Here is a 21133-nt window from a genome sequence, read left to right as displayed (position 1 = left end):
GACTGTCAGCTCGGGTTTTCGAGATCGTTAAGCAGATGAGCAATGCCGTGACGGTAACGCTGTTCCAGGATTTCGCGATTGGTGGCGGTGACGCCCAAATCACGCAGGTAGCCGTCCTGAATGCCGTAAACCCAGCCGTGGATGGAAACCTTCTGACCCCGCTTCCACGCAGACTGCATGATAGTGGAGTGACCCAGGTTATAAACCTGCTCAATCACGTTGATTTCGCAGAGTTTGTCAAAGCGTTTTTCCGGCGGCAGTTCACCCAGTAACGAACTATGCTTGTACCACAGGTCGCGAATGTGCAGCAGCCAGTTATTGATAAGACCCAGCTCCGGATTCTCCACCGCCGCCTGCACGCCACCGCAGCCGTAGTGTCCGCAGATGATGATGTGCTCAACTTCCAGCACCTCAACCGCATACTGCACCACGGAAAGGCAGTTCAGATCCGTGTGAATAACCAGGTTGGCAACGTTACGGTGAACGAAAAGTTCACCCGGCTCCAGGCCCGTCAGGCGTTCCGCCGGCACGCGGCTGTCAGAGCAGCCAATCCAGAGAAAACGGGGTTTCTGCGCCAGCGACAGGCGTTCGAAAAAGCCCGGGTCTTCCTCTTTTAACAACGTAGACCATTCGCGGTTATTGCTGATAAGGGTATCAATATCTTTCATGTTAATGTCGACCAATGCTCGAAATTCGTTGCAGTAATATAGGCCAACAGGGCGCGATTTAAAACGGTTAACAAAAAAACCACATAAAACAGGGCACGCTTTTACCTATGACTTATGCACTGGAACTTGAAAAACTGACCAAAACCTACGCAGGCGGCGTTCAGGCCCTGAAGGGGATCGACCTGAACGTGGAAGCGGGTGACTTCTACGCGCTGCTCGGCCCCAACGGGGCAGGGAAATCCACCACCATCGGCATCATCAGCTCGCTGGTCAATAAGACCGCCGGCAAGGTGCGGGTGTTTGGTTACGACCTTCAGCATGATGTGGTCAACGCCAAACGCCAGCTCGGGCTGGTGCCGCAGGAATTTAACTTTAACCAGTTCGAAACCGTTCAGCAGATCGTGGTCAGCCAGGCGGGCCTCTACGGCGTGGAGAAGCCTGACGCGCTCAAGCGGGCGGAAAAATACCTTAAACAGCTCGATCTCTGGGAGAAGCGCAACGAACGCGCCCGGATGCTCTCCGGCGGCATGAAGCGTCGTCTGATGATCGCTCGTGCACTGATGCATGAGCCTAAGCTGCTGATCCTTGATGAGCCAACAGCCGGGGTTGATATTGAGCTGCGTCGTTCAATGTGGACCTTCCTGCAGGATTTGAACGCCAGAGGGACTACGATCATTCTGACCACGCACTATCTGGAAGAAGCGGAAATGCTGTGCCGTAACATCGGCATTATTCAGCGCGGTGAACTGGTCGAAAACACCACCATGAAAGGGCTGCTTTCCAAGCTCAAATCGGAAACTTTTATTCTCGATCTGGCGCCGAAAAGCCCGCTGCCCGAGCTGCAAGGCTTTCAGTACCGGCTGGTGGATACCGCCACGCTGGAGGTGGAAGTGCTGCGCGAGCAGGGGCTGAACAGCGTTTTCAGCCAGCTGAGCCATCAGGGCGTTCAGGTTTTAAGTATGCGTAATAAGGCTAACCGTCTCGAGGAGCTGTTTGTCGACCTGGTAAACGGTCGCAAAGGAGAGAAAGCATGACACATTTGTACTGGGTCGCCCTGAAAAGCATCTGGGGAAAAGAGATCAACCGTTTTGCGCGTATCTGGATCCAGACGCTGGTGCCGCCGGTGATCACCATGACGCTCTACTTCATCATCTTCGGCAACCTGATCGGCTCACGCATCGGTGAAATGCACGGCTTCTCCTATATGCAGTTTATCGTGCCAGGGCTGATTATGATGGCGGTGATCACCAACGCCTATGCCAACGTCGCCTCCTCGTTCTTTAGCGCCAAGTTTCAGCGGAATATCGAAGAGCTGCTGGTCGCGCCCGTTCCGACGCATATCATCATTGCGGGTTACGTGGGCGGCGGCGTGGCGCGTGGCCTCTGTGTCGGCGTGCTGGTGACGGCCATTTCGCTCTTTTTCGTGCCGTTTCACGTGCATTCGTGGCTGATGGTGGCGGTGACGCTGCTACTGACGGCGATCCTGTTTTCGCTGGCGGGGCTGCTGAATGCGGTCTTTGCACGTACGTTTGACGATATCAGCCTGATCCCGACTTTCGTCCTGACGCCGCTGACCTATCTGGGCGGGGTGTTCTATTCGCTGACGCTGCTGCCGCCTTTTTGGCAAATGGTGTCAAAGCTGAACCCGATCGTCTATATGATCAGTGGTTTCCGCTACGGCTTCCTTGGCATCAACGATGTGCCGCTGGTCTTCACCCTGGGGGTGCTGGTCGCCTTTATTGTCGCCTTCTATCTGCTGGTCTGGGCGCTGATCCAGCGTGGACGCGGTCTGCGTACCTGAGTTTAGAGCCTGTCACAATCAAAACGATGGGCATTCGCTGGCGGAGGTTATAAACGTGCTGGCTCTGGAAACAGGGCCTGTTCGGCAAGCCCTCAAAAGCATCATCCTGATACTCCGCCCCGCGCCATTTCTGGCGCGGGGCGTTTTACTTCCCGCCCCTGTTCCACTCGCTTAGCCTTTGTCAGCAGGCTTAAGCCGCTTTCTTTGCCGAAAACGCGGGCTGAGTGCCGGTAGCGGATGCGTAATATGAGAAGCGGCGGTGTTAAGCCACCTGGACCGGAACGGCTTTCGCCAGGCGCTTCATCACGTTGTTTCCTTCGAAATAGGCCACTTTTGGCTGCCATTGCCGTGCCTCGGCGTCTTCCATGGTGACGTAAGAACAGATGATCAGAATATCCCCTTCACAGGCGCAGCGGGCGGCCGCGCCGTTGACCGAAATAATGCGGGAGCCGCGCTCGGCGGCAATCGCATAGGTGGAAAAGCGCTGGCCGTTGGTGACGTTATAGATATCGATCGCTTCGTACTGAAGAATACCCGATGCGTCGAGAAAATCCTGGTCAATGGCGCAGGAACCTTCATAGTTCAGATCCGCCTGAGTGACGGTCACCCGGTGGAGCTTGCCCTGTAGCATGGTACGGATCATAGCCTTGTTACCTTTGTTGCGGAAAGCATCATCAAAAGAGTCACGGCAGTATTGCCTGAGTCTGGCTTGCTGTCTACTGGGTCAGATCGACCTGCTGATTGTCTATCAGACGGGCCTTGCCCAGCCAGGCGGCCATCAGGATTACGGCGCGCTTGCTGTCGACGTTCAGCGGTAGCAGCGTGTCAGCATCGCAGATCGCCAGGCCATCGGCCCGCAGGCCTTTCACCGCCAGCCCGGCTTCGCCTGTCGCCAGAATTTCATCCACGTGCCGTTCGCCGTCGGCCAGTCTTGAGGCCATATGGTTCATTACTTTACTCAGCTCCGGCGCAAGCTTGCGCTCTTCGGCGGTGAGATAGCCGTTACGTGAACTGAGCGCCAGCCCATCTTTGGCGCGGACGGTGGGAACGCCGACGATATCGATGTTGTAACCCATATCTGCCACCATTTTGCGGATCAGCGCCAGCTGCTGATAATCTTTTTCGCCGAAGCAGGCAAGATCAGGCTGGACCAGATTAAAAAGCTTGCTGACGATGGTGGCGACGCCGCGAAAATGGCCCGGACGGCTGGCGCCTTCCAGCAGCGAAGAGAGCCCCGGCACTTCCACAAAGGTCTGTTCACCAAGCCCTTTGGGATAGATATCGGCGGGCGCAGGCGCAAAGACCAGATCGACGTTGCGGCGGTTCAGCTTTTCGCAGTCTTCCTGCAACGTCCGTGGATAGCTGGCCAGATCGTCGGCACGCTCGAACTGCATCGGATTGACAAAAACGGAAACGACCACAATATCCGCCTGCTCGCGCGCTTCATCCACCAGCGTCATATGGCCATCGTGCAGATTGCCCATCGTCGGCACCAGCGCAATACGTTTGCCTTCCTGGCGCCAGCGGCGGATTTCACGACGCAGCATTGGCAGGGTTTCAATAATCAGCACCGCTTTTCTCCTCGGTTAATGGAAACTGTGTTCGTCGGCTGGATAAACACCGGCCTCAACGTCCGTAACGTACTGGCGTACCGCTGCGCGGATATCACCGGTATCCATCAGAAAGTTTCTGGCGAATTTAGGAATATGGCCGCCGGTAATGCCGAAGGCGTCATGCATCACCAGGATCTGACCATCAGTAACATTGCCAGCACCGATGCCGATCACCGGGATGGTCAGCGCCGCCGTGATACGCGCTGCCAGCGCCACAGGAACACACTCCAGCACCATCATCTGCGCGCCAGCCGCTTCCAGCGCCAGCGCATCCGCCAGCAGGCCGTCAGCGGCTTCGCTCTCACGCCCCTGTACTTTATAGCCGCCGAAGATATTGACTGACTGCGGCGTCAGCCCCAGGTGACCGCAGACCGGCACCGCACGCTCGGTAAGCTGTTGCACCGTTTCAGCCAGCCACTTTCCGCCTTCAAGCTTGACCATATTCGCGCCGGCCCGCATCAGCGCGGCGGCGCTGGCAAATGTCTGTTCCGGCGTGGCGTAAGTCATAAAAGGCAGATCGGCCATCAGCAGGGCGGCAGGTGCGCCGCGGCGCACGGCCTGAGTATGATAAACAATGTCGTCGATCGTCACGGGCAGGGTGGAATCGTGCCCCTGGACGACCATACCCAGCGAGTCGCCAACCAGCATCACCTGGATGCCTTCATCGGCAAAAAGACGGGCAAAGCTGTAGTCATAGGCGGTAATAGAGGCAAACTTGCGTCCGCTCTTTTTCCACTGGCGAAGGGTGGAGACGGTGGTCGGTTTCATCGCAACCTCAAATGAACGAATCAGATTGGCGTATCTTAATGGAAGGGCTGGACGTTTGCACCAGGACAGCTTGCGGGCTGTGGCGCGTTCCCTGATTACCAGCGGCGGATAGCGGCGTGGTCAAGCGTTGCGAGAATGTCGGCGGCGCGGATGCCGTCGGGAAAGGTTATGTCCGGTGCGATTTCAAGCAGCGGCACCAGCATAAACGCGCGATTTCTCATATCGTAATGCGGTACGGTCAGGCGAGGCGAAGAGAGCAGCAGATCGCCATAGAGCATGATGTCCAGGTCGAGCGTACGCGGTCCCCAGCGTTCGTCTTTGCGCACGCGTCCCTGTTCCAGTTCTATGCGCTGGGTAGCGTCGAGCAGGGCTTCAGGCACCAGCAGCGTATCAAGCGCGACGGCGGCATTCAGATAGTCAGGCTGGTCGGGTGGCCCATAAGGCGGCGTGCGGTAGAGGGAAGAGGTGGCGACCCGGACGGTATCGGGCAGCGCATCCAGCGCATCAAGTGCAGATTGCACCTGATGCAGCGGATCGGCAAGGTTACTACCCAGCGCGAGATAGACGCGGTTCATGCGTTGTTGCTGTTACCGTCGCGGCGCGGGCCGGGTGTGCGCTTGCGTGGACGGCGGGTACGGCGACGGGGCACCGGATCGTCACCCAGCGTATTGAGCATGGTTTTCTGCTGCGGCGGTGCTGCCACCTGGAACTCATTCCACCAGGCGGAGAGCTTGAGCAGTTCCGGGTTGTTTTCCACTTCCGCACGCAGCGCCAGCAGATCGTAGGCGGCGCGGAATTTTGGATGCTCCATCAGCTTCCAGGCGCGCTTGCCGTGACGGCGGGAGAGGCGCAGCTGAAGCTGCCAGATATCGCGCACTAGCGAGGTAATGCGTTTCGGAATCGCCAGCGAACGGCAGGCTTCATCCAGCACGTCATTCATCGCCAGCGCAAAGGCATCATAATAGGCCAGCCCGCTCTCCTGAGCGATTTTCTGCGCCGCTTCAAGCTGCGGATACCAGAACATGGCTGAGAACAGGAACGCCGGATTAACGCGCATCTGATTATGGATACGGTTATCGGTGTTTTTCAGCACCTGAACGATCATCCGCTCCATGTTCGTGTCGCCCTTGTCGGTAAAGTAGCGGGTCAGAACCGGGAACAGCGGCTGGAAGAGCTGATATTCACGCAGCTGGAGATAGGTGCTGTAGCCATAGCCGGCCTGCAGCAGCTTGAGCGTCTCTTCAAAGAGACGCGCCGGGGGAATATCGTGCAGCAGCGTGGCGAGGCGCGGGATTGGCTCAGCCGTTTCCGCCGCGATGGACATATCCAGCTTGGCGGCAAAGCGGATAACGCGCAGCATGCGCACCGGATCTTCACGGTAGCGCGTCTCCGGATCGCCAATCAGCCGTATGATGCCCTGTTTCAGATCGTTGAGGCCGCCGACGTAGTCGCGCACGCTGAAATCCGCGACGCTGTAATAGAGGCTGTTGATCGTCAGGTCACGACGCTGGGCATCATCTTCGATCGTGCCGAAAATATTGTCACGCAGCAGCATGCCGTTCTGACCGCGCTGTGACGTATTGCGATCTTCCGCCACCTGTTCAGCTTCATGATGACCACGAAAGGTCGCCACTTCGATAATTTCCGGACCAAACATGACGTGCGCCAGACGGAAACGGCGCCCCACTAACCGGCAGTTGCGGAAAAGTTTACGCATCTGTTCCGGCGTGGCGTTGGTCGTCACGTCAAAATCTTTCGGGCGTTTCCCCAGCAGCAGATCGCGTACGCCGCCCCCGACCAGATAGGCCTCATAACCCGCTTTATTCAGCCGGTAGAGCACCTTGAGGGCATTTTCGCTGATGTCTTTACGCGAAATAGTATGGCCGTCGCGAGGGATCACGGTCATCTGGTGCGCCTGGCCGACCTCGGCTGGTGCCTCGTCTTCGCGGCTCAGAACTCTTCGGCAAAAATTAGCAACTCGGGTAAAAATGGGACACCTCGATAGTGACAATGAAGCGGGACGATAAAAAACAGCGGCTAATCATAGCTCAGTGCGGCCCGTTTGAGAATGCTCATCTGCCTGCATCCTCGCCCAAAGCGTCCTGATGTGGGATTCCCGCCAGGTTCCAGTGGCCAATGGCCTGCGCTAACAGCGTCGCCAGCGGCAGATCCTGCCAGCCTTCGCTAACCGGCTGACCCAGAAAACGCAGCGCCTGAACCAGCACGGCTCGCGGATCGCCTGCGGGCAGCGGCGGCGCATGGTTCTGTTTCGACAGCTTATTTCCTTCAGGCGTGATCACCAGCGGCAGATGCAAATAATCGGGCGGCTGCCAGCCAAACCGATCGAAAAGCGCAATCTGCCTGACCGTGGGAGCAATCAGGTCCGCGCCGCGCACCACCTCGGTGATGCCCTGAAAATGATCGTCCACGACCACCGCCAGGTTATAGGCAAAAAGCCCGTCGCGACGGTGAATGATAAAATCTTCGCGGGCCAGAAGCGGATCCGCCACGATGTCGCCACGCAGCACGTCATGAAAATGCGTCACTGGCCGCTCCATACGCAGGCGCAACGCGGCATTACCCGGCCCCTGATTCAGCGTGCGGCAGTGACCGTCATAATAGCCACCGATTTGCTGGATGCGGCTGCGTGAACAGGTGCAGTAATAGCTCTGCTTCTGCGCTTTCAGCCAGCTCAGCGCCTCGCGGTAGGCGTCGTGGCGCTGCGACTGCCAGAGGATGTCACCATCCCAGTGCAGACCATACTGTTCAAGCTGTTGCAGAATGCGGCTGGCGGCGCCGGGCACTTCGCGGGGCGGATCGATATCTTCAATACGAACCCGCCACTGACCCTGTGAAGCACGCGCGCGCAGGAAACTGCCCAGCGCAGCGATCAGGGAGCCAAAGTGGAGTTCACCGGAGGGGGAGGGCGCAAAGCGACCGATATAAGCAGGTTTCATCATTGCAGAAGATCGGCAGTGAAGCAGGTGTAGCACCAGCCTCACTGCACAATCTGATGGCCGTTAGCCAGCCATCTGTTTTTCGCGGATTTCCGCCAGCGTTTTGCAGTCAATACAGAGATCGGCGGTAGGACGCGCCTCAAGGCGACGAATACCGATTTCAACACCGCAGGATTCGCAGAAGCCGAAATCATCGTCTTCCACTTTCTTCAGCGTCTTTTCAATCTTTTTGATCAGCTTACGCTCGCGATCGCGGTTACGCAGTTCAAGGCTAAATTCCTCTTCCTGTGCAGCGCGGTCAACCGGATCGGGGAAGTTTGCGGCTTCGTCTTGCATGTGCGTTACCGTACGATCAACTTCATCCCGAAGCTGGTTGCGCCAGGCTTCAAGGATCTTCTTGAAATGCTCCAGCTGGGCTTCATTCATGTACTCTTCACCCGGCTTCTCTTGGTATGGCTCCACCCCAGCGATGGCGAGAATACTCAGGGACGAGGTTTTACGGGTTTGCCCTTCTTGCATGCTGTTTCTCCTGGATAACACGCACTATCGATCCCCAACGGGGAAAAAAACAGGCCGCTATAAATAACAGAAGCGCTTAAGGTTGGCAATTATTCCTGAACATGCCTTGACAAGCCTGTGAGGAAAAGCGTATTTAGCGCCGCGCCGGTAACCGCAAAAGGCGTCTGATTTTATAACTCAACATCCAGCGGTTGTTGCAGCGTGATGCCGGTTGGCGAGATTGCCGCCTTGTAGCACACCACTTCAACGCCACTCTGTCGTGCCTGTGTCAGTAAATCTGCGTAGCGCGCATCGATATGACGCGCGGGGGAAACGTCCTCAATCCCCGAATGTAAAACCGCAAAGAACAGCACCGCCCGATCGCCATTTTCAGAAATCTTCGCCAGCTCACGCAGGTGTTTCTGGCCTCGTTCGGTCACCGCATCCGGAAAATACCCTTTTCCCTGCTGTAACAGCGTCACGGATTTGACTTCAATATAGCAGTTCACCTGGTGATCCGCCTGTAACAGAAAGTCTATCCGGCTCTTTTCTGAGCCATATTTCACTTCGCTACGTAAACCGGTGTAACCGGCAAACGCCGGGATACGCTGAGCCTCCAGCGCTTCCTTCACTAAGCCATTGGCGCGTAATGTATTTACGCAAATCCAGTCGCCCAGCTGCGTTTCCGTTAGCTCCCAGCCGTGCGGATATTTTCGCGTCGGGCTGTCGGAGGTGGAATACCAGACGGTATCGCCCGGCGTGGCGCATCCTGTCATGGCGCCGGTATTCGCACAGTGGATGGTCAGTGCCTCACCTTCCGGGGTGATCACGTCGGCAAGAAAGCGCTTATAGCGCTTAACCAGCGTCGCCGGGCGCAGTGCGGGGTAATAATCCATAAACGTCCTAAGTTAGCGCCCATCCGGCAATTTCATCGTAGCGGGTACGCCCTCGCGCGGTCACCGACTGGTAAAGCGCGAAGCGTTCGACGGGAAACTGCCAGCAAAAATTACGCGGCGGTAACGGGACCGGCTGCATAACATGGCGCAGTAATGTGACATGGGGATGAAAGGGGAGCGGGCTTTGATAACATCCGCTGCGGGCGGCCTGAGAGCGGAGCAGCTGCGCCAGCTGAAGCAGCCCCCGAGGTGCCTGCTTCGGCCCCAGCCAGACCACGCCCGAACGGGGCCAGTGACCCGCATCGTCCAGCGTCAGCGTAAAGGCAGGCTGTCGGATACGGGCGGCAAGCTGCTGCAGCGCAGCGGCTTTCTCCCCGCTGACATCCCCGAGAAAAGCCAGCGTCAGATGCAGATTCGCGGCGGCAACAGGACGACCGACATCCGCACTGAAGGTTTCGGCACGCCACTGAATCAGACTTTGCCGGCACGTTTCCGGCACGCTGATGCCAAAAAATAGCCTTTTACGATCGCGCATAGTGCTCCCCGGTATTCCAGAAACAGGGATGCTACAATGCCTGGCAAATTAAGACCATATTGTTATGGAGCAGAGACGTGAGTTCATTACCGGTCAGTGCCGTGTTACCCGAGCTGCTGCTGGCGTTGCGCAATCATTCCCAGGTGCTGCTGGCGGCACCGACAGGCGCAGGCAAATCCACCTGGCTGCCGCTGCAGTTGCTGACGCAGGCCGGTTTCAGCGGGCGCATTCTGCTGCTGGAGCCCCGGCGGCTGGCAGCGCGTAACGTGGCGCAGCGGCTGGCGGAGCAGCTGAATGAAGAACCGGGTGAAACTATCGGCTACCGGATGCGCTCAGAGCGCCGCACGGGCCCAAATACGCGCCTCGAAGTGGTTACCGAAGGCATTCTGACCCGCATGCTGCAGCAGGATCCGATGCTGGAAGGCGTTTCGTTAGTGATTCTGGATGAGTTTCACGAGCGCAGTCTGCAGGCGGATTTAGCGCTGGCGCTCTTGCTGGATGTCCAGCAGGGGCTGCGTGACGATCTGAAAATCCTGCTGATGTCTGCCACGCTCGACAACGCAAGTCTGCAGGCACTGCTGCCGGAAGCGCCGCTGCTCTGTTCGGAGGGGCGCGCCTTTCCGGTGGTGCGGCGCTATGCTTCCCTGGCTGCCGGTCTTCGTTTTGAAGAGGCTGTCGCGCGGCAGGTCAGCCAGTTACTGCGGGAGGAGAGCGGCTCGCTGCTGCTGTTCCTGCCCGGCGTGGGGGAGATCCAGCGTGTTCAGACGCAGCTTGCCTCAATGGTTGCCAGCGATGTCGATCTTTGCCCGCTCTACGGTGCGCTTCCGCTTGCCAGCCAGCGTAAAGCGATCCTTCCTGCCCAGCATGGACGGCGCAAAGTGGTGCTGGCGACCAATATTGCTGAAACCAGCCTGACTATTGAAGGTATCCGGCTGGTGGTGGACAGCGCGCTGGAGCGCACGGCGGTATTTGATACGCGTACCGGGTTGAGCCGCCTGCAAACGCAGCGCGTCAGCCAGGCCTCAATGACCCAGCGGGCCGGGCGCGCCGGACGCCTTGAGCCGGGCATCTGTCTGCATCTGATCGATCGCGAGCAGGCTGGCAGGGCGGCCAGCCACAGCGAGGCGGAAATAGTGCATGCGGATCTCGCGTCGCTCTGGCTCGATCTGTTGCAGTGGGGCTGCCGTGACGTTTCTCAGCTTACCTGGCTGGATACGCCGCCGGAAAACGGCATTTTGCAGGCCAGGAAACTGCTGCTGCAGCTTGGCGCTGTCGATGCTGCCGGCCAGCTCACGGCGAAAGGGCGCAGCATGGCCCGCCTCGGCAGTGAGCCCCGCTTTGCCGCCATGCTGACGGAAGCGGGTAACGATGCCGATCGCGTTGCCACAGCGTGCCGGCTGGTGGCGATGCTGGAGGAACCCTCCCGCGATACGCCCGATCTGCGCGACAGTTTTCACCGTACCCAGCCGAACTGGCAGAGCAGAGCCAGACAGTTGCAGTCACGCCTCAGGATCAACGGTGGCAGGGCGGACAGCGATCTGATCGCGCCGCTGCTGGCGACCGCCTTTCCCGACAGGATTGCGCGGCGGCGCGGCGGTGAAGGACGCTATCAGCTGGCTAACGGTAGCGGCGCTTCGCTTGAAAGCAGTGATGCGCTGAACCGCTATGAATGGCTGATTACGCCTGGCCTGCTGCAAAACAGCACGCAGCCCGATGCCCGTATATTGCAGGCGATGCCGCTGGATATTGAATCGCTTGTCGCGAGGATGCCTGCACTGGTTGAGGTGCGCACCGAGGTGGAGTGGGACGATGAACGGGGAACGCTGCGCGCCTGGCGCCGGGATCAGATTGGTGAACTGGTGCTGAAAGTCCAGCCGCTCAGCAAGCCCGATGAGGAGACGCTGCATCCGGCGATGCTGCGCTGGATCCAGCGTCGCGGTCTGTCAGTGCTTAACTGGACGCCGCAGGCTGAGCAGCTTCGCCTCCGTCTGGTCTGTGCGGCCCGCTGGCTACCCGAAGAGTCGTGGCCGGATGCCAGCGTAACAGGACTGCTCGCTTCCCTGGAACGCTGGCTGCTGCCGGTCATGAGCGGCGTCCGGGATGCGAAAGGGCTGAAGCAGATTGACGCGGCTGGGGCATTATTACAATTGCTCACATGGTCACAGCGCCAGCAACTGGATACTCTTCTGCCAACTCATTACACTGTGCCCACCGGAAGCCGGCTTCCCATTCGCTACGACGAAGAAAAGCCGCCTGCGCTGGCCGTTCGCCTGCAGGAAATGTTTGGCGAGGCGCAGAATCCCTGCGTGGCGGCAGGGCGGATCCCGCTGGTGCTGGAGCTGCTTTCTCCCGCGCAGCGTCCGCTGCAAATTACACGTGATTTAGCGGCCTTCTGGCAGGGCGCCTGGCGGGAAGTGCAGAAAGAGATGAAAGGGCGCTACCCCAAACACGTCTGGCCGGACGATCCGGCGAACGCACAGCCTACCCGGCGCACAAAAAAATATTCAGCGCCCTCCTGAACGGCGGCGCGGTGAAATGTATTTCGGAAGGTTCCCGTTCCGAAGCGGAATAAGTACGAACAGAGTAGTCGGCCCTGCCGACAGCTGGTGCTGGAGAAGAGAAACGCATGTCAGACGATCGCGAACCCATTGGGCGCAAAGGCAAACAGCCCAAACCCCCGCGTAAAACGGCGGGCCGGGGGCGCCGCAGGGAAGACAACGAAGATAATTTTCAGCCTGTTCAGGAAGATGAGCACGACAACGAGGAGATAACACCGGTGCCACGTAAAGGAAAAGGGCGTTCGCCACGTAAAAAAAGAGGCTGGCTGAGCCTGCTGCTCAAGCTATTGCTGATCTTCATCGTGGTGATGGCCGCGTACGGGGTTTACCTCGATTCACAGATCCGCAGCCGCATTGATGGCAAAGTCTGGCAGCTGCCAGCGACCGTTTATGGCCGTATGGTCAATCTTGAACCAGGAATGTCCTGGAACAAGAAAGAGATGATCGCGTTGCTGGAAGGGACGCAGTACCGTGAAGTTACGCGGATGACCCGCCCTGGCGAGTTCACCGTCAAGGGTAACAGCATCGAAATGATCCGCCGTCCGTTCGATTTCCCGGACAGCAAAGAAGGGCAGATTCGCGCCCGCCTGAGCTTCAGTAACGATACGCTCTCAGAGATCAAGAATCTGGATAGCGGCCGTGACTTTGGCTTCTTCCGTCTCGATCCGCGGCTGATCACCATGCTGCAATCGCCTAACGGCGAGCAGCGCCTGTTCGTGCCGCGCGCGGGCTTCCCGGACCTGCTGGTAGACACGCTCATTGCTACCGAGGATCGGCACTTTTACACCCACGATGGCGTCAGCCTTTACTCTATTGGCCGCGCTTTCCTCGCTAACATTACCGCAGGACGGGCGGTGCAGGGTGGCAGTACGCTGACGCAGCAGCTGGTAAAAAACCTGTTTCTGACCAACGAGCGTTCGCTGTGGCGTAAGGCCAATGAAGCCTATATGGCACTGATCATGGACGCCCGCTACAGCAAAGATCGCATTCTGGAGCTCTACCTGAACGAGGTTTATCTCGGCCAGGCGGGCAATGACCAGATCCGTGGTTTTCCGCTGGCAAGCCTCTACTACTTTGGTCGTCCGGTTGATGAGCTGAGTCTCGACCAACAGGCGCTGCTGGTAGGTATGGTAAAAGGCGCCTCGCTCTACAATCCGTGGCGTAATCCTAAGCTTGCGCTGGAGCGACGTAACCTGGTGTTACGCCTGCTGCAACAGCAGAAGGTTATCGATCAGGAGCTGTATGACATGCTCAGCGCCCGGCCACTGGGCGTGCAACCGAAAGGCGGCGTCATTACACCACAGCCTGCGTTTATGGATATGGTGCGCAACGAGCTTAAGACCAAGCTGGGAGACAAGGTTAAGGATCTCTCCGGCGTGAAGATCTTCACCACTCTGGATCCTGTCTCTCAGGATGCGGCGGAAAAATCCGTGATGGAAGGCATTCCGGCGCTGCGTAAACAGCGTGGCCTGAAAGATCTGGAAACCGCCATGGTGATCGTCGATCGCTTCAGCGGTGAAGTGCGGGCGATGGTCGGCGGCTCCGATCCCCAGTATGCAGGCTATAACCGTGCTCTGCAGGCGCGTCGCTCGATAGGTTCTCTTGCCAAACCGGCCACCTATCTGACCGCGCTCAGCCAGCCGGACACTTACCGCCTCAATAGCTGGATAGCGGATAAGCCGATTGCGCTGAAACAGCCAAACGGCCAGGTGTGGAAGCCGCAGAACGATGACCGTCGCTTTAGTGGTCAGGTCATGCTGGTGGATGCGCTGACGCATTCGATGAACGTCCCGACGGTGAATCTGGGCATGACGCTGGGTCTGCCGCAAATCGTGGATACCTGGAGCAAGCTTGGCGTGCCGAAAGCGCAGATCCAGCCGGTGCCCGCGATGCTGCTGGGTGCGCTGAACCTGACGCCGGTCGAAGTGGCGCAGGCTTTCCAGACCATTGCCAGCGGCGGTAACCGCGCCACGCTTTCCGCGCTGCGCTCGGTGATTGCTGAAGATGGCACCGTGCTCTACCAGAGCTTCCCTCAGGCTGAGCGTGCCGTACCGGCTCAGGCCGCCTATCTGACGCTCTACACCATGCAGCAGGTGGCGAAACAGGGCACGGCGCACTCGCTCGGTGCCCGTTTCCCTGCCGCGCATCTGGCAGGCAAAACCGGGACCACCAATAATCTGGTGGACAGCTGGTTTGCGGGGATCGACGGTAAAGAAGTGGCAATCACCTGGGTGGGCCGCGACAATAACCAGCCGAGCAAACTTTACGGCTCCAGCGGTGCGATGCAGCTTTATCGCCGCTATCTGGACACCCAGTCGCCGATGCCGCTGATGCCGACACCGCCGGAGGATATCGCCTCCATGAGCGTCGATTCCGCCGGGAATTTCGTCTGCGGTACGGACAGCAGCAGCTGGCGCACTTTGCCTGTCTGGACGCTGGATGCCAATGCGCTTTGCCAGCAGCAGGCTCAACAGCAGCAGCAACAACTGGATCAGCTGCTTGAACAGCAACAGCCGCAGAGCGAACAGCCGCAACAGCAGCAAGGTGAGCAGAAGGAGAGTGACGGCGTGGCGGGCTGGATTAAGGATATGTTCGGTAAATAAGTACGCTAAGTTTGAAAGCCGGCTCATTGCGAGCCGGTTTTTTTTTGCCCGCCCCAGACCGGATTAACGTCGCAAATTCCTGAAAAAAACCCCTTTAGTGCAACAAGCCGATCACCGGCCAATTTCTTTGCATTTACATCCGGTTATTCCAGCGTAAAAGCGGATGAATGCCCGGATTTCCGCTTGCGGAGCTTCCGCCGTTTCGCATATTATCGCTGCGTTATAATAATAATTCTCGTTTACATCTCATCAATTTTATTCAGAGAAATGCAAATGGCTACTGAGTCCCTGAACCGCTTCTCCTTACCAGTGAATACCGCCAGACGCCGGCTGGCCGTCCTTGTGGCAATGGCGTTTTCCACCTCTGCCTTCGCCGCCGAAGAGACCATTGTCGTTGATGCCAACGCCGTCGCACCTGCGCAGGAGAGCGCCTGGGGGCCTGCGCCGACCATCGCCGCTAAACAGAGCGCGACCGGGACCAAAACGGATACCCCAATCGAAAAGAATCCGCAGTCGGTATCGGTAGTGACCCAGGAAGAGATGGCGCTGCATCAGGTTAATTCAGTGAAAAGCGCCTTTAACTATACGCCTGGCGTGCTGACCGGAAACCGGGGCAGCTCAGACGTCATCGATGCGCTTTCTATTCGTGGCTTCAGTGAAACCAACACCAACCAGTACCTTGATGGCCTGAAACTGCAGGGGGATAACTACTCCGAATTCGCCATCGATCCTTATTTTCTGGAACGCGCTGAGCTGCTGCGCGGTCCGGCATCCGTCCTTTATGGCAAAAGCAACCCGGGCGGCGTGGTGTCGCTCGTCAGTAAGCGCCCAACAACCGAAACGCTACGCGAAGTCCAGTTCCAGATGGGAACGGACAACCTCTTTTCGACCGGTTTTGACTTTGGCGGCGCGCTGGATGATGACGGCGTTTACAGCTACCGGTTAACCGGTCAGGCGCGCAGTCAGGATGCGCAGCAGGCGATGAATAAAGAGAAGCGTTACACCATTGCACCGGCATTCAGCTGGCGCCCGGATGATCGCACCCGTATTGATCTGTTGACCTATTTCCAGAACGAACCTGAAACGGGCTATTACGGCTGGTTGCCGCGTCAGGGCACGGTGGTACCGATCACACGTGCCGACGGCAGCGAGTACAAATTGCCGACGAATTTTGATGAAGGCGAACAGAGCAATAAAATTTCGCGCAACACCAAAATGGTCGGCTACAGTGCCGAGCACAGCTTCAATGATACCTGGACGGTGCGCCAGAACCTACGCTATGCCGACCTGCGTACCGATTATCGCACTATTTATGGTAACGGTTTCCTGCCGGAGACCCAGCAAATCACGCGCGGTTCGGCGGTTTCAGATGAGCGGCTTAGCCAGTTTGCAGTCGATACCCAGGCGCAGGCGAAATTTGCCACCGGCCAGCTGGAACACACCCTGTTGCTGGGTGTCGATTTCCAGCGCACCCGTAACGATATTGATGCCCAGTTCGGGACGGCTTCCAGCCTGAATGCGGTCAATCCGCAATATGGCAACGACAGCGTGACGCCGTTTGCCGATCCCTATCAACACCTGAACAAGCAGCGTCAGACCGGCTTATATCTGCAGGATCAGATGGAGTGGGATCGCTGGGTGCTGACACTCGGTGGCCGCTACGACTACGCCATGAACTCCGTTTATGATCGGGTGGCGGATTCCGTTGATCGGCAAAACGACCAGGCCTTTACCTGGCGTGGCGGCCTGAACTATGTATTTGATAACGGCGTCGCACCCTATTTCAGCTACAGCGAAGCCTTTATTCCAAACGCCGGTGCGACCTTCACCGGCGAAGCTTTTGATCCGTCGCGCGCCAAACAGTATGAAGCTGGCGTGAAATATGTACCTCAAGATCGTCCGGTAGTGATCACTGCTGCGGTTTATCAGCTGACCAAAACCAAAAATCTGACCGCCGATCCTGACACGCAAAATCATCCGTTTGCCAGTGTACAGGGCGGTGAAATCCGCTCCCGAGGCGTGGAACTGGAAGCGAAGACGGCGCTGAATGCCAACGTTAACCTGACCGCGTCTTACACCTATACCGATGCGGAATATACCCAAGATACGCTGCTGAAAGACAAAACGCCGGTACAGGTGCCCAAACATATGGCTTCATTGTGGGGAGATTACACCTTCAATGAGACGGCGCTGTCTGGTCTGACGCTGGGAGCGGGTGTCCGCTATGTTGGCGAGAGCAAGGGCCTTTACAGCACCGGTGACGATAGTAATCAGAACTTTGACGTGGCTGGCTACACCACGGTCGATGCGCTGGTGAAATACGATCTGACCCGTTTTGGTCTGCCAGGCTCCTCTGTCGGGGTGAACGTCAATAACCTGCTTGACCGTGAGTATGTGGCCAGCTGCTACCGCGAGTATGCCTGCTACTGGGGGGCAGAACGTCAGGTTGTCGCCACCGCCACTTTCCGTTTCTAATCTTTACATCCGGGCGCGGTTCGCCGCGCCCACCAATCAGAAGACCGCTATGTCTCATCTGCACGCTACCGAAACGACTTTCACGCTCGATAAGACAGCTTTTACCGTTCCCGGCAGAACGCTTCTGCAACCGCTGTCGCTCACTTTTCCTGCCGGAAAAATTTGTGGGCTGATCGGGCATAACGGCTCGGGTAAATCAACGCTGCTTAAGCTGCTGGGACGGCACCAGCCCGCCTCGGCCGGACGGGTGTTGCTGAACGGGACGGAAGTCTCCGCCTGGAAAAGCAAAGCTTTTGCCCGCGAAGTTGCCTATCTGCCGCAGCAGCTGCCGCCCGCCGAAGGGATGACGGTACGCGAGCTGGTGGCGATGGGCCGCTATCCCTGGCATGGCGCGCTGGGCCGCTATGGCGTCGCCGATCGTGAGTTGGTAGAAGAAGCCATCGCGCTGGTCGGGCTCAAGTCTTTAGCGCGACGTCTGGTCGACAGCCTCTCCGGCGGCGAACGTCAGCGCGCCTGGATAGCGATGCTGGTGGCACAAGACAGCCGCTGCCTGCTGCTGGATGAACCGACCTCGGCGCTGGACATCGCCCATCAGGTTGAAGTGCTGGCACTGATCCAGCGACTCAGCCGCGAGCGTGGCCTGACGGTAATCGCCATTTTGCACGACATCAATATCGCTGCCCGCTACTGCGACAGCCTTGTGGCCCTTCGTGAAGGCGCCATGATCGCCCAGGGCGATGCGCAGGCCATCATGCAGCCTGACGTGCTCGATCGCATCTACGGTATCCCGATGGGGATTTTACCTCACCCTAACGGCGGTGCGCCGGTGAGCTTTGTTTACTGAAGGATTGACCTTTCCATGCCGGATTATCTCCGCCGCCGCCTGTTAATGGCAATGGCTCTCTCTCCGCTGCTGCCCGTGCTGCGCAGCCAGGCTGCCCAGAGCGTGGATATCAGCCGCATCATTACGCTGGAGTGGCTGCCTACCGAACTGCTGATGGCCCTAGGCGTTGCGCCGATGGGCGCTGCGGAACTCCATAACTATCAGTTGTGGGTCGGTGAGCCGAAGCTGCCCGCCTCGACGGTAGATGTCGGGCTGCGTACCGAACCTAATCTGGAGTTGATGATCCAGATGAAACCCTCGCTGATCCTTTACTCCTCAGGCTACGGTCCTTCCCGCGATAAAATTGCCAGTATCGCGCCGTCCCATGGCTTTCCTTTCAGCGATGAAAACGGCAAACCGCTAACAATGGCCCGCAAGTCGTTGATGCAGCTGGGAGAGCTGATTGGACGAGAGCCTCAGGCCGAAGCGCACCTTGCCGGTTATGATGCCTATGTGGCGGCAGCAAAGACGCGCCTGGCCTCGCGGGTTAACAGGCCGCTGCTGCTGATGACGCTCCTCGACACACGTCACGCCCTGGTATTTGGCAAGGGAAGTCTGTTTCTGGAAGTGATGGAAACGCTGGGGATTGAAAATGCCTGGCAGGGAGAAACTAACTTCTGGGGAAGCGCGGTGATTGGCATTGAACGGTTGATAACGATGGATGACGTGGATGTCCTTTGTTTCGATCACGGTGATTCAGGGATCACGCAGCAGGTAACGTCGTCGGCGCTCTGGCTGGCGATGCCCTTTGTGCGCAAAAACCGTTTTCAACGCGTTCCTCAGGTCTGGTTCTATGGGGGAACGCTGTCGGCGATGCGCTTCTGCCGCATGCTGGACAGCGCGCTGGGGGCAAAATGAAAACATCTTATCGCTTTTCAGCGGGCTTGCTGAGCCTGCTTTTTTTGCTGACGCTGAGCCTGACCTTCTGGAATTTCAGCCAGCATCTTCCGCGCGGTCAGTGGTTTTCATCGATGATGTCGCCAGACATCAATAATATCGATCAGATGGTTTTTCATTACAGCCTGCTGCCACGGCTGATGTTGTCTCTGCTTGTCGGGGCCGGACTGGGACTGGCCGGGCTGCTTTTTCAGCAGGTTCTGCGCAATCCGCTGGCGGAACCCTCCACGCTGGGCGTGGCGACCGGCGCACAGCTGGGGCTGACGGTAGTTACGCTCTGGAGCCTGCCGGGCGGCGTGATTACCCAGCAAATCGCGGCAATGAGTGGGGCGATGATCGTCGGCCTGATCGTCTTCGGCATCGCCTGGGGCAAGCGCCTTTCGCCGGTCACGCTGATTCTGGCAGGACTGGTACTGTCACTCTACTGCGGTGCGGTTAATCAGCTGCTGGGGCTGTTTAACCACGAACGGCTGCAAAGCATGTTCCTGTGGAGCACCGGCACCCTGAACCAGATGGACTGGAGCAACGTCAGTTTTCTCTGGCCGAAGCTTCTGCTCTGTCTGGCGCTGGCGCTGCTGCTGCTGCGTCCCATGACGCTGATGGGGCTGGACGACGGCGTGGCAAAAAACCTTGGGCTGGCGCTGTCGGTGGCGCGCCTGGGCGTGCTGGTACTGGCGATCTTTCTCAGCGCACAACTGGTTAACGCAGCGGGTATTATCGGTTTTATCGGCCTGTTTGCGCCGCTGCTGGCGAAAATGCTGGGCGCGCGAAGGCTGCTGAGCCGCCTGCTGCTGGCACCGTTTATCGGTATGCTGCTGCTCTGGCTGGCGGACCAGGTAGTGATCTGGCTGACGGACAACTGGCGTGAAATCTCCACCGGAACAGCGACGGCGATTATTGGCGCACCGCTGCTGCTCTGGCTGCTGCCGCGCCTGCGCACTGGCGGTACACCGCCTGCGATGAATGCCGGAGATAAGGTGCCCGCAGAGCGCCATCGCGTCCTGCTGTGGGGGATCACGGGCGGTGCGCTGTTGCTGATTCTGAGCGTTGTGGCGCTGAGCCTGGGGCGTGATGCGCAGGGCTGGCAGTGGGCGACCGGGGAAATGTGGCATCAGCTTCTGCCATGGCGCATGCCGCGCCTGGTGGCGGCGGTAATGACCGGCATGATGCTTGGCGTGGCGGGCTGTATTATTCAGCGCCTCACCGGCAACCCGATGGCCAGCCCGGAAGTGCTGGGTATCAGTTCCGGCGCGGCTTTTGGCATCGTGATCATGCTGTTTCTTGTGCCGGGCGACGCCTTTGGCTGGCTGCTGCCAGCCGGTAGCCTCGGCGCGGCAGTCACGCTGTTGATCATTACCGTGGTGGGAGGCCGGGGCGGCTTTTCACCGGAGCGGATGCTGCTGGCTGGGATGGCGCTGAGCACCGCCTTCACCACGCTGCTACTGCTTTTCCTCGCCAGTGGCGATCCGCGGATGGCGAATCTGATGACGTGGATTTCCGGCTCGACCTATAACGTTGATGCGGCGCAGGCCTGGCGCACAGTTATCATCGCGGCGGTGCTGATCGCGCTGGTGCCGTTCTGCCGCCGCTGGCTGACCGTGCTACCGCTCGGCGGTGAAACGGCCCGCTCGCTGGGGATGGCGCTGAAACCCTCCCGGATGACGCTGCTGCTGCTGGCCGCGACGCTGACGGCAGCCGCCACGCTGACAATTGGCCCGCTGAGCTTTATTGGTCTGATGGCACCGCATATTGCCCGGATGACCGGCTTTCGTCGCACCCTTCCTCAGTTGCTGATGGCGGCGCTGATGGGCGGCGGGTTGATGGCGGTGGCGGACTGGTGTGGCCGGATGGTGGTCTTCCCGAATCAGATCCCGGCAGGACTGCTGGCAACCTTTATCGGCGCGCCCTACTTCGTTTATTTACTACGCAAAGTGTGACCGATTAGGGAATTTCGTGGGAGAAGAGGGCAGGTCTGAAAAGA

General features: G+C 58.4%; 18 protein-coding genes. 8 read left to right on the top strand and 10 right to left on the bottom strand.

Features of this window, described 5'->3' with window-relative positions:
- Nucleotides 1–5: 5 nt before the first annotated feature.
- Complete coding sequence (gene can / locus EA20_RS0104560; protein ID WP_024965707.1) at nucleotides 6–668, bottom strand: carbonate dehydratase; 663 nt, start codon at nucleotides 666–668, stop codon at nucleotides 6–8.
- Nucleotides 669–775: 107 nt separating this feature from the next.
- On the opposite strand from can, the gene EA20_RS0104555 reads away from it, so the two are divergent.
- A complete protein-coding gene (locus EA20_RS0104555; RefSeq protein ID WP_024965706.1) occupies nucleotides 776–1702 on the top strand; it encodes an ABC transporter ATP-binding protein in 927 nt (308 codons plus the stop codon).
- Complete coding sequence (locus EA20_RS0104550) at nucleotides 1699–2469, top strand: ABC transporter permease (RefSeq protein ID WP_024965705.1); 771 nt, start codon at nucleotides 1699–1701, stop codon at nucleotides 2467–2469. Before EA20_RS0104555 ends, EA20_RS0104550 begins: the two co-directional genes overlap by 4 nt.
- A gap of 262 nt (nucleotides 2470–2731) precedes the next feature.
- Here EA20_RS0104550 and panD read toward each other — a convergent pair whose 3' ends face one another.
- The 9 genes from panD to thpR all read right to left on the bottom strand — a co-directional run bounded on the left by panD (nucleotide 2732) and on the right by thpR (nucleotide 9736).
- On the bottom strand, nucleotides 2732–3112 hold the full coding sequence (panD, locus tag EA20_RS0104545) for an aspartate 1-decarboxylase (protein ID WP_024965704.1): 381 nt from the start codon (nucleotides 3110–3112) through the stop codon (nucleotides 2732–2734).
- Nucleotides 3113–3185: 73 nt separating this feature from the next.
- Nucleotides 3186–4040 carry a pantoate--beta-alanine ligase gene (panC, locus tag EA20_RS0104540; protein WP_024965703.1) on the bottom strand — a complete coding sequence of 285 codons (855 nt, stop codon included), beginning with the start codon at nucleotides 4038–4040 and terminating at the stop codon, nucleotides 3186–3188.
- A gap of 15 nt (nucleotides 4041–4055) precedes the next feature.
- On the bottom strand, nucleotides 4056–4850 hold the full coding sequence (panB, locus tag EA20_RS0104535) for a 3-methyl-2-oxobutanoate hydroxymethyltransferase (RefSeq protein WP_024965702.1): 795 nt from the start codon (nucleotides 4848–4850) through the stop codon (nucleotides 4056–4058).
- Nucleotides 4851–4945: 95 nt separating this feature from the next.
- The gene (folK, locus tag EA20_RS0104530) at nucleotides 4946–5425 is read right to left on the bottom strand and encodes a 2-amino-4-hydroxy-6-hydroxymethyldihydropteridine diphosphokinase (RefSeq protein WP_024965701.1); all 480 of its coding nucleotides are present in this window, start codon (nucleotides 5423–5425) and stop codon (nucleotides 4946–4948) included.
- Nucleotides 5422–6840 carry a polynucleotide adenylyltransferase PcnB gene (pcnB, locus tag EA20_RS0104525; protein ID WP_235192633.1) on the bottom strand — a complete coding sequence of 473 codons (1419 nt, stop codon included), beginning with the start codon at nucleotides 6838–6840 and terminating at the stop codon, nucleotides 5422–5424. Before pcnB ends, folK begins: the two co-directional genes overlap by 4 nt.
- Before the next feature lie 82 nt (nucleotides 6841–6922).
- Nucleotides 6923–7807 (bottom strand): tRNA glutamyl-Q(34) synthetase GluQRS, encoded by an 885-nt coding sequence (gene gluQRS / locus EA20_RS0104520; RefSeq protein WP_152540210.1) that lies wholly within the window; start codon nucleotides 7805–7807, stop codon nucleotides 6923–6925.
- 63 nt (nucleotides 7808–7870) lie between these two features.
- Nucleotides 7871–8326, bottom strand: a complete 456-nt coding sequence (gene dksA / locus EA20_RS0104515; protein ID WP_024965698.1) for an RNA polymerase-binding protein DksA — start codon at nucleotides 8324–8326, stop codon at nucleotides 7871–7873.
- Between the two features lie 170 nt (nucleotides 8327–8496).
- Complete coding sequence (sfsA, locus tag EA20_RS0104510; RefSeq protein ID WP_024965697.1) at nucleotides 8497–9201, bottom strand: DNA/RNA nuclease SfsA; 705 nt, start codon at nucleotides 9199–9201, stop codon at nucleotides 8497–8499.
- A gap of 7 nt (nucleotides 9202–9208) precedes the next feature.
- On the bottom strand, nucleotides 9209–9736 hold the full coding sequence (gene thpR, locus EA20_RS0104505) for an RNA 2',3'-cyclic phosphodiesterase (RefSeq protein WP_024965696.1): 528 nt from the start codon (nucleotides 9734–9736) through the stop codon (nucleotides 9209–9211).
- Between the two features lie 77 nt (nucleotides 9737–9813).
- Here thpR and hrpB point away from each other — a divergent pair, with 77 nt between their 5' ends.
- The 6 genes from hrpB (at nucleotide 9814) to fhuB (ending at nucleotide 21089) form a co-directional block, all read left to right on the top strand.
- The gene (gene hrpB, locus EA20_RS0104500; protein ID WP_024965695.1) at nucleotides 9814–12255 is read left to right on the top strand and encodes an ATP-dependent helicase HrpB; all 2442 of its coding nucleotides are present in this window, start codon (nucleotides 9814–9816) and stop codon (nucleotides 12253–12255) included.
- A 107-nt stretch (nucleotides 12256–12362) separates the two neighbouring features.
- A complete protein-coding gene (mrcB, locus tag EA20_RS0104495) occupies nucleotides 12363–14897 on the top strand; it encodes a bifunctional glycosyl transferase/transpeptidase (protein ID WP_024965694.1) in 2535 nt (844 codons plus the stop codon).
- Nucleotides 14898–15170: 273 nt separating this feature from the next.
- On the top strand, nucleotides 15171–17372 hold the full coding sequence (fhuA, locus tag EA20_RS0104490; protein ID WP_024965693.1) for a ferrichrome porin FhuA: 2202 nt from the start codon (nucleotides 15171–15173) through the stop codon (nucleotides 17370–17372).
- Nucleotides 17373–17421: 49 nt separating this feature from the next.
- Complete coding sequence (gene fhuC, locus EA20_RS0104485) at nucleotides 17422–18216, top strand: Fe3+-hydroxamate ABC transporter ATP-binding protein FhuC (protein WP_024965692.1); 795 nt, start codon at nucleotides 17422–17424, stop codon at nucleotides 18214–18216.
- A 15-nt stretch (nucleotides 18217–18231) separates the two neighbouring features.
- On the top strand, nucleotides 18232–19113 hold the full coding sequence (gene fhuD, locus EA20_RS0104480; protein WP_024965691.1) for a Fe(3+)-hydroxamate ABC transporter substrate-binding protein FhuD: 882 nt from the start codon (nucleotides 18232–18234) through the stop codon (nucleotides 19111–19113).
- Complete coding sequence (fhuB, locus tag EA20_RS0104475) at nucleotides 19110–21089, top strand: Fe(3+)-hydroxamate ABC transporter permease FhuB (protein ID WP_024965690.1); 1980 nt, start codon at nucleotides 19110–19112, stop codon at nucleotides 21087–21089. Before fhuD ends, fhuB begins: the two co-directional genes overlap by 4 nt.
- Nucleotides 21090–21133: the final 44 nt, after the last annotated feature.

It is taken from the genome of Pantoea sp. IMH, from assembly GCF_000599885.1.
Lineage (GTDB): Bacteria > Pseudomonadota > Gammaproteobacteria > Enterobacterales > Enterobacteriaceae > Erwinia.
This window is presented reverse-complemented; position numbering and strand designations above follow the sequence as displayed.

Coding starts and splice junctions, on each gene's coding strand:
- fhuB (WP_024965690.1), top strand. CDS start 19,110: ATGAAAACATCTTATCGCTTTTCAGCGGGCTTGCTGAGCCTGCTTTTT.
- sfsA (WP_024965697.1), bottom strand. CDS start 9,201: ATGGATTATTACCCCGCACTGCGCCCGGCGACGCTGGTTAAGCGCTAT.
- can (WP_024965707.1), bottom strand. CDS start 668: ATGAAAGATATTGATACCCTTATCAGCAATAACCGCGAATGGTCTACG.
- fhuA (WP_024965693.1), top strand. CDS start 15,171: ATGGCTACTGAGTCCCTGAACCGCTTCTCCTTACCAGTGAATACCGCC.
- thpR (WP_024965696.1), bottom strand. CDS start 9,736: ATGCGCGATCGTAAAAGGCTATTTTTTGGCATCAGCGTGCCGGAAACG.
- dksA (WP_024965698.1), bottom strand. CDS start 8,326: ATGCAAGAAGGGCAAACCCGTAAAACCTCGTCCCTGAGTATTCTCGCC.
- fhuC (WP_024965692.1), top strand. CDS start 17,422: ATGTCTCATCTGCACGCTACCGAAACGACTTTCACGCTCGATAAGACA.
- mrcB (WP_024965694.1), top strand. CDS start 12,363: ATGTCAGACGATCGCGAACCCATTGGGCGCAAAGGCAAACAGCCCAAA.
- panD (WP_024965704.1), bottom strand. CDS start 3,112: ATGATCCGTACCATGCTACAGGGCAAGCTCCACCGGGTGACCGTCACT.
- folK (WP_024965701.1), bottom strand. CDS start 5,425: ATGAACCGCGTCTATCTCGCGCTGGGTAGTAACCTTGCCGATCCGCTG.
- gluQRS (WP_152540210.1), bottom strand. CDS start 7,807: ATGAAACCTGCTTATATCGGTCGCTTTGCGCCCTCCCCCTCCGGTGAA.
- fhuD (WP_024965691.1), top strand. CDS start 18,232: ATGCCGGATTATCTCCGCCGCCGCCTGTTAATGGCAATGGCTCTCTCT.
- EA20_RS0104555 (WP_024965706.1), top strand. CDS start 776: ATGACTTATGCACTGGAACTTGAAAAACTGACCAAAACCTACGCAGGC.
- panB (WP_024965702.1), bottom strand. CDS start 4,850: ATGAAACCGACCACCGTCTCCACCCTTCGCCAGTGGAAAAAGAGCGGA.
- EA20_RS0104550 (WP_024965705.1), top strand. CDS start 1,699: ATGACACATTTGTACTGGGTCGCCCTGAAAAGCATCTGGGGAAAAGAG.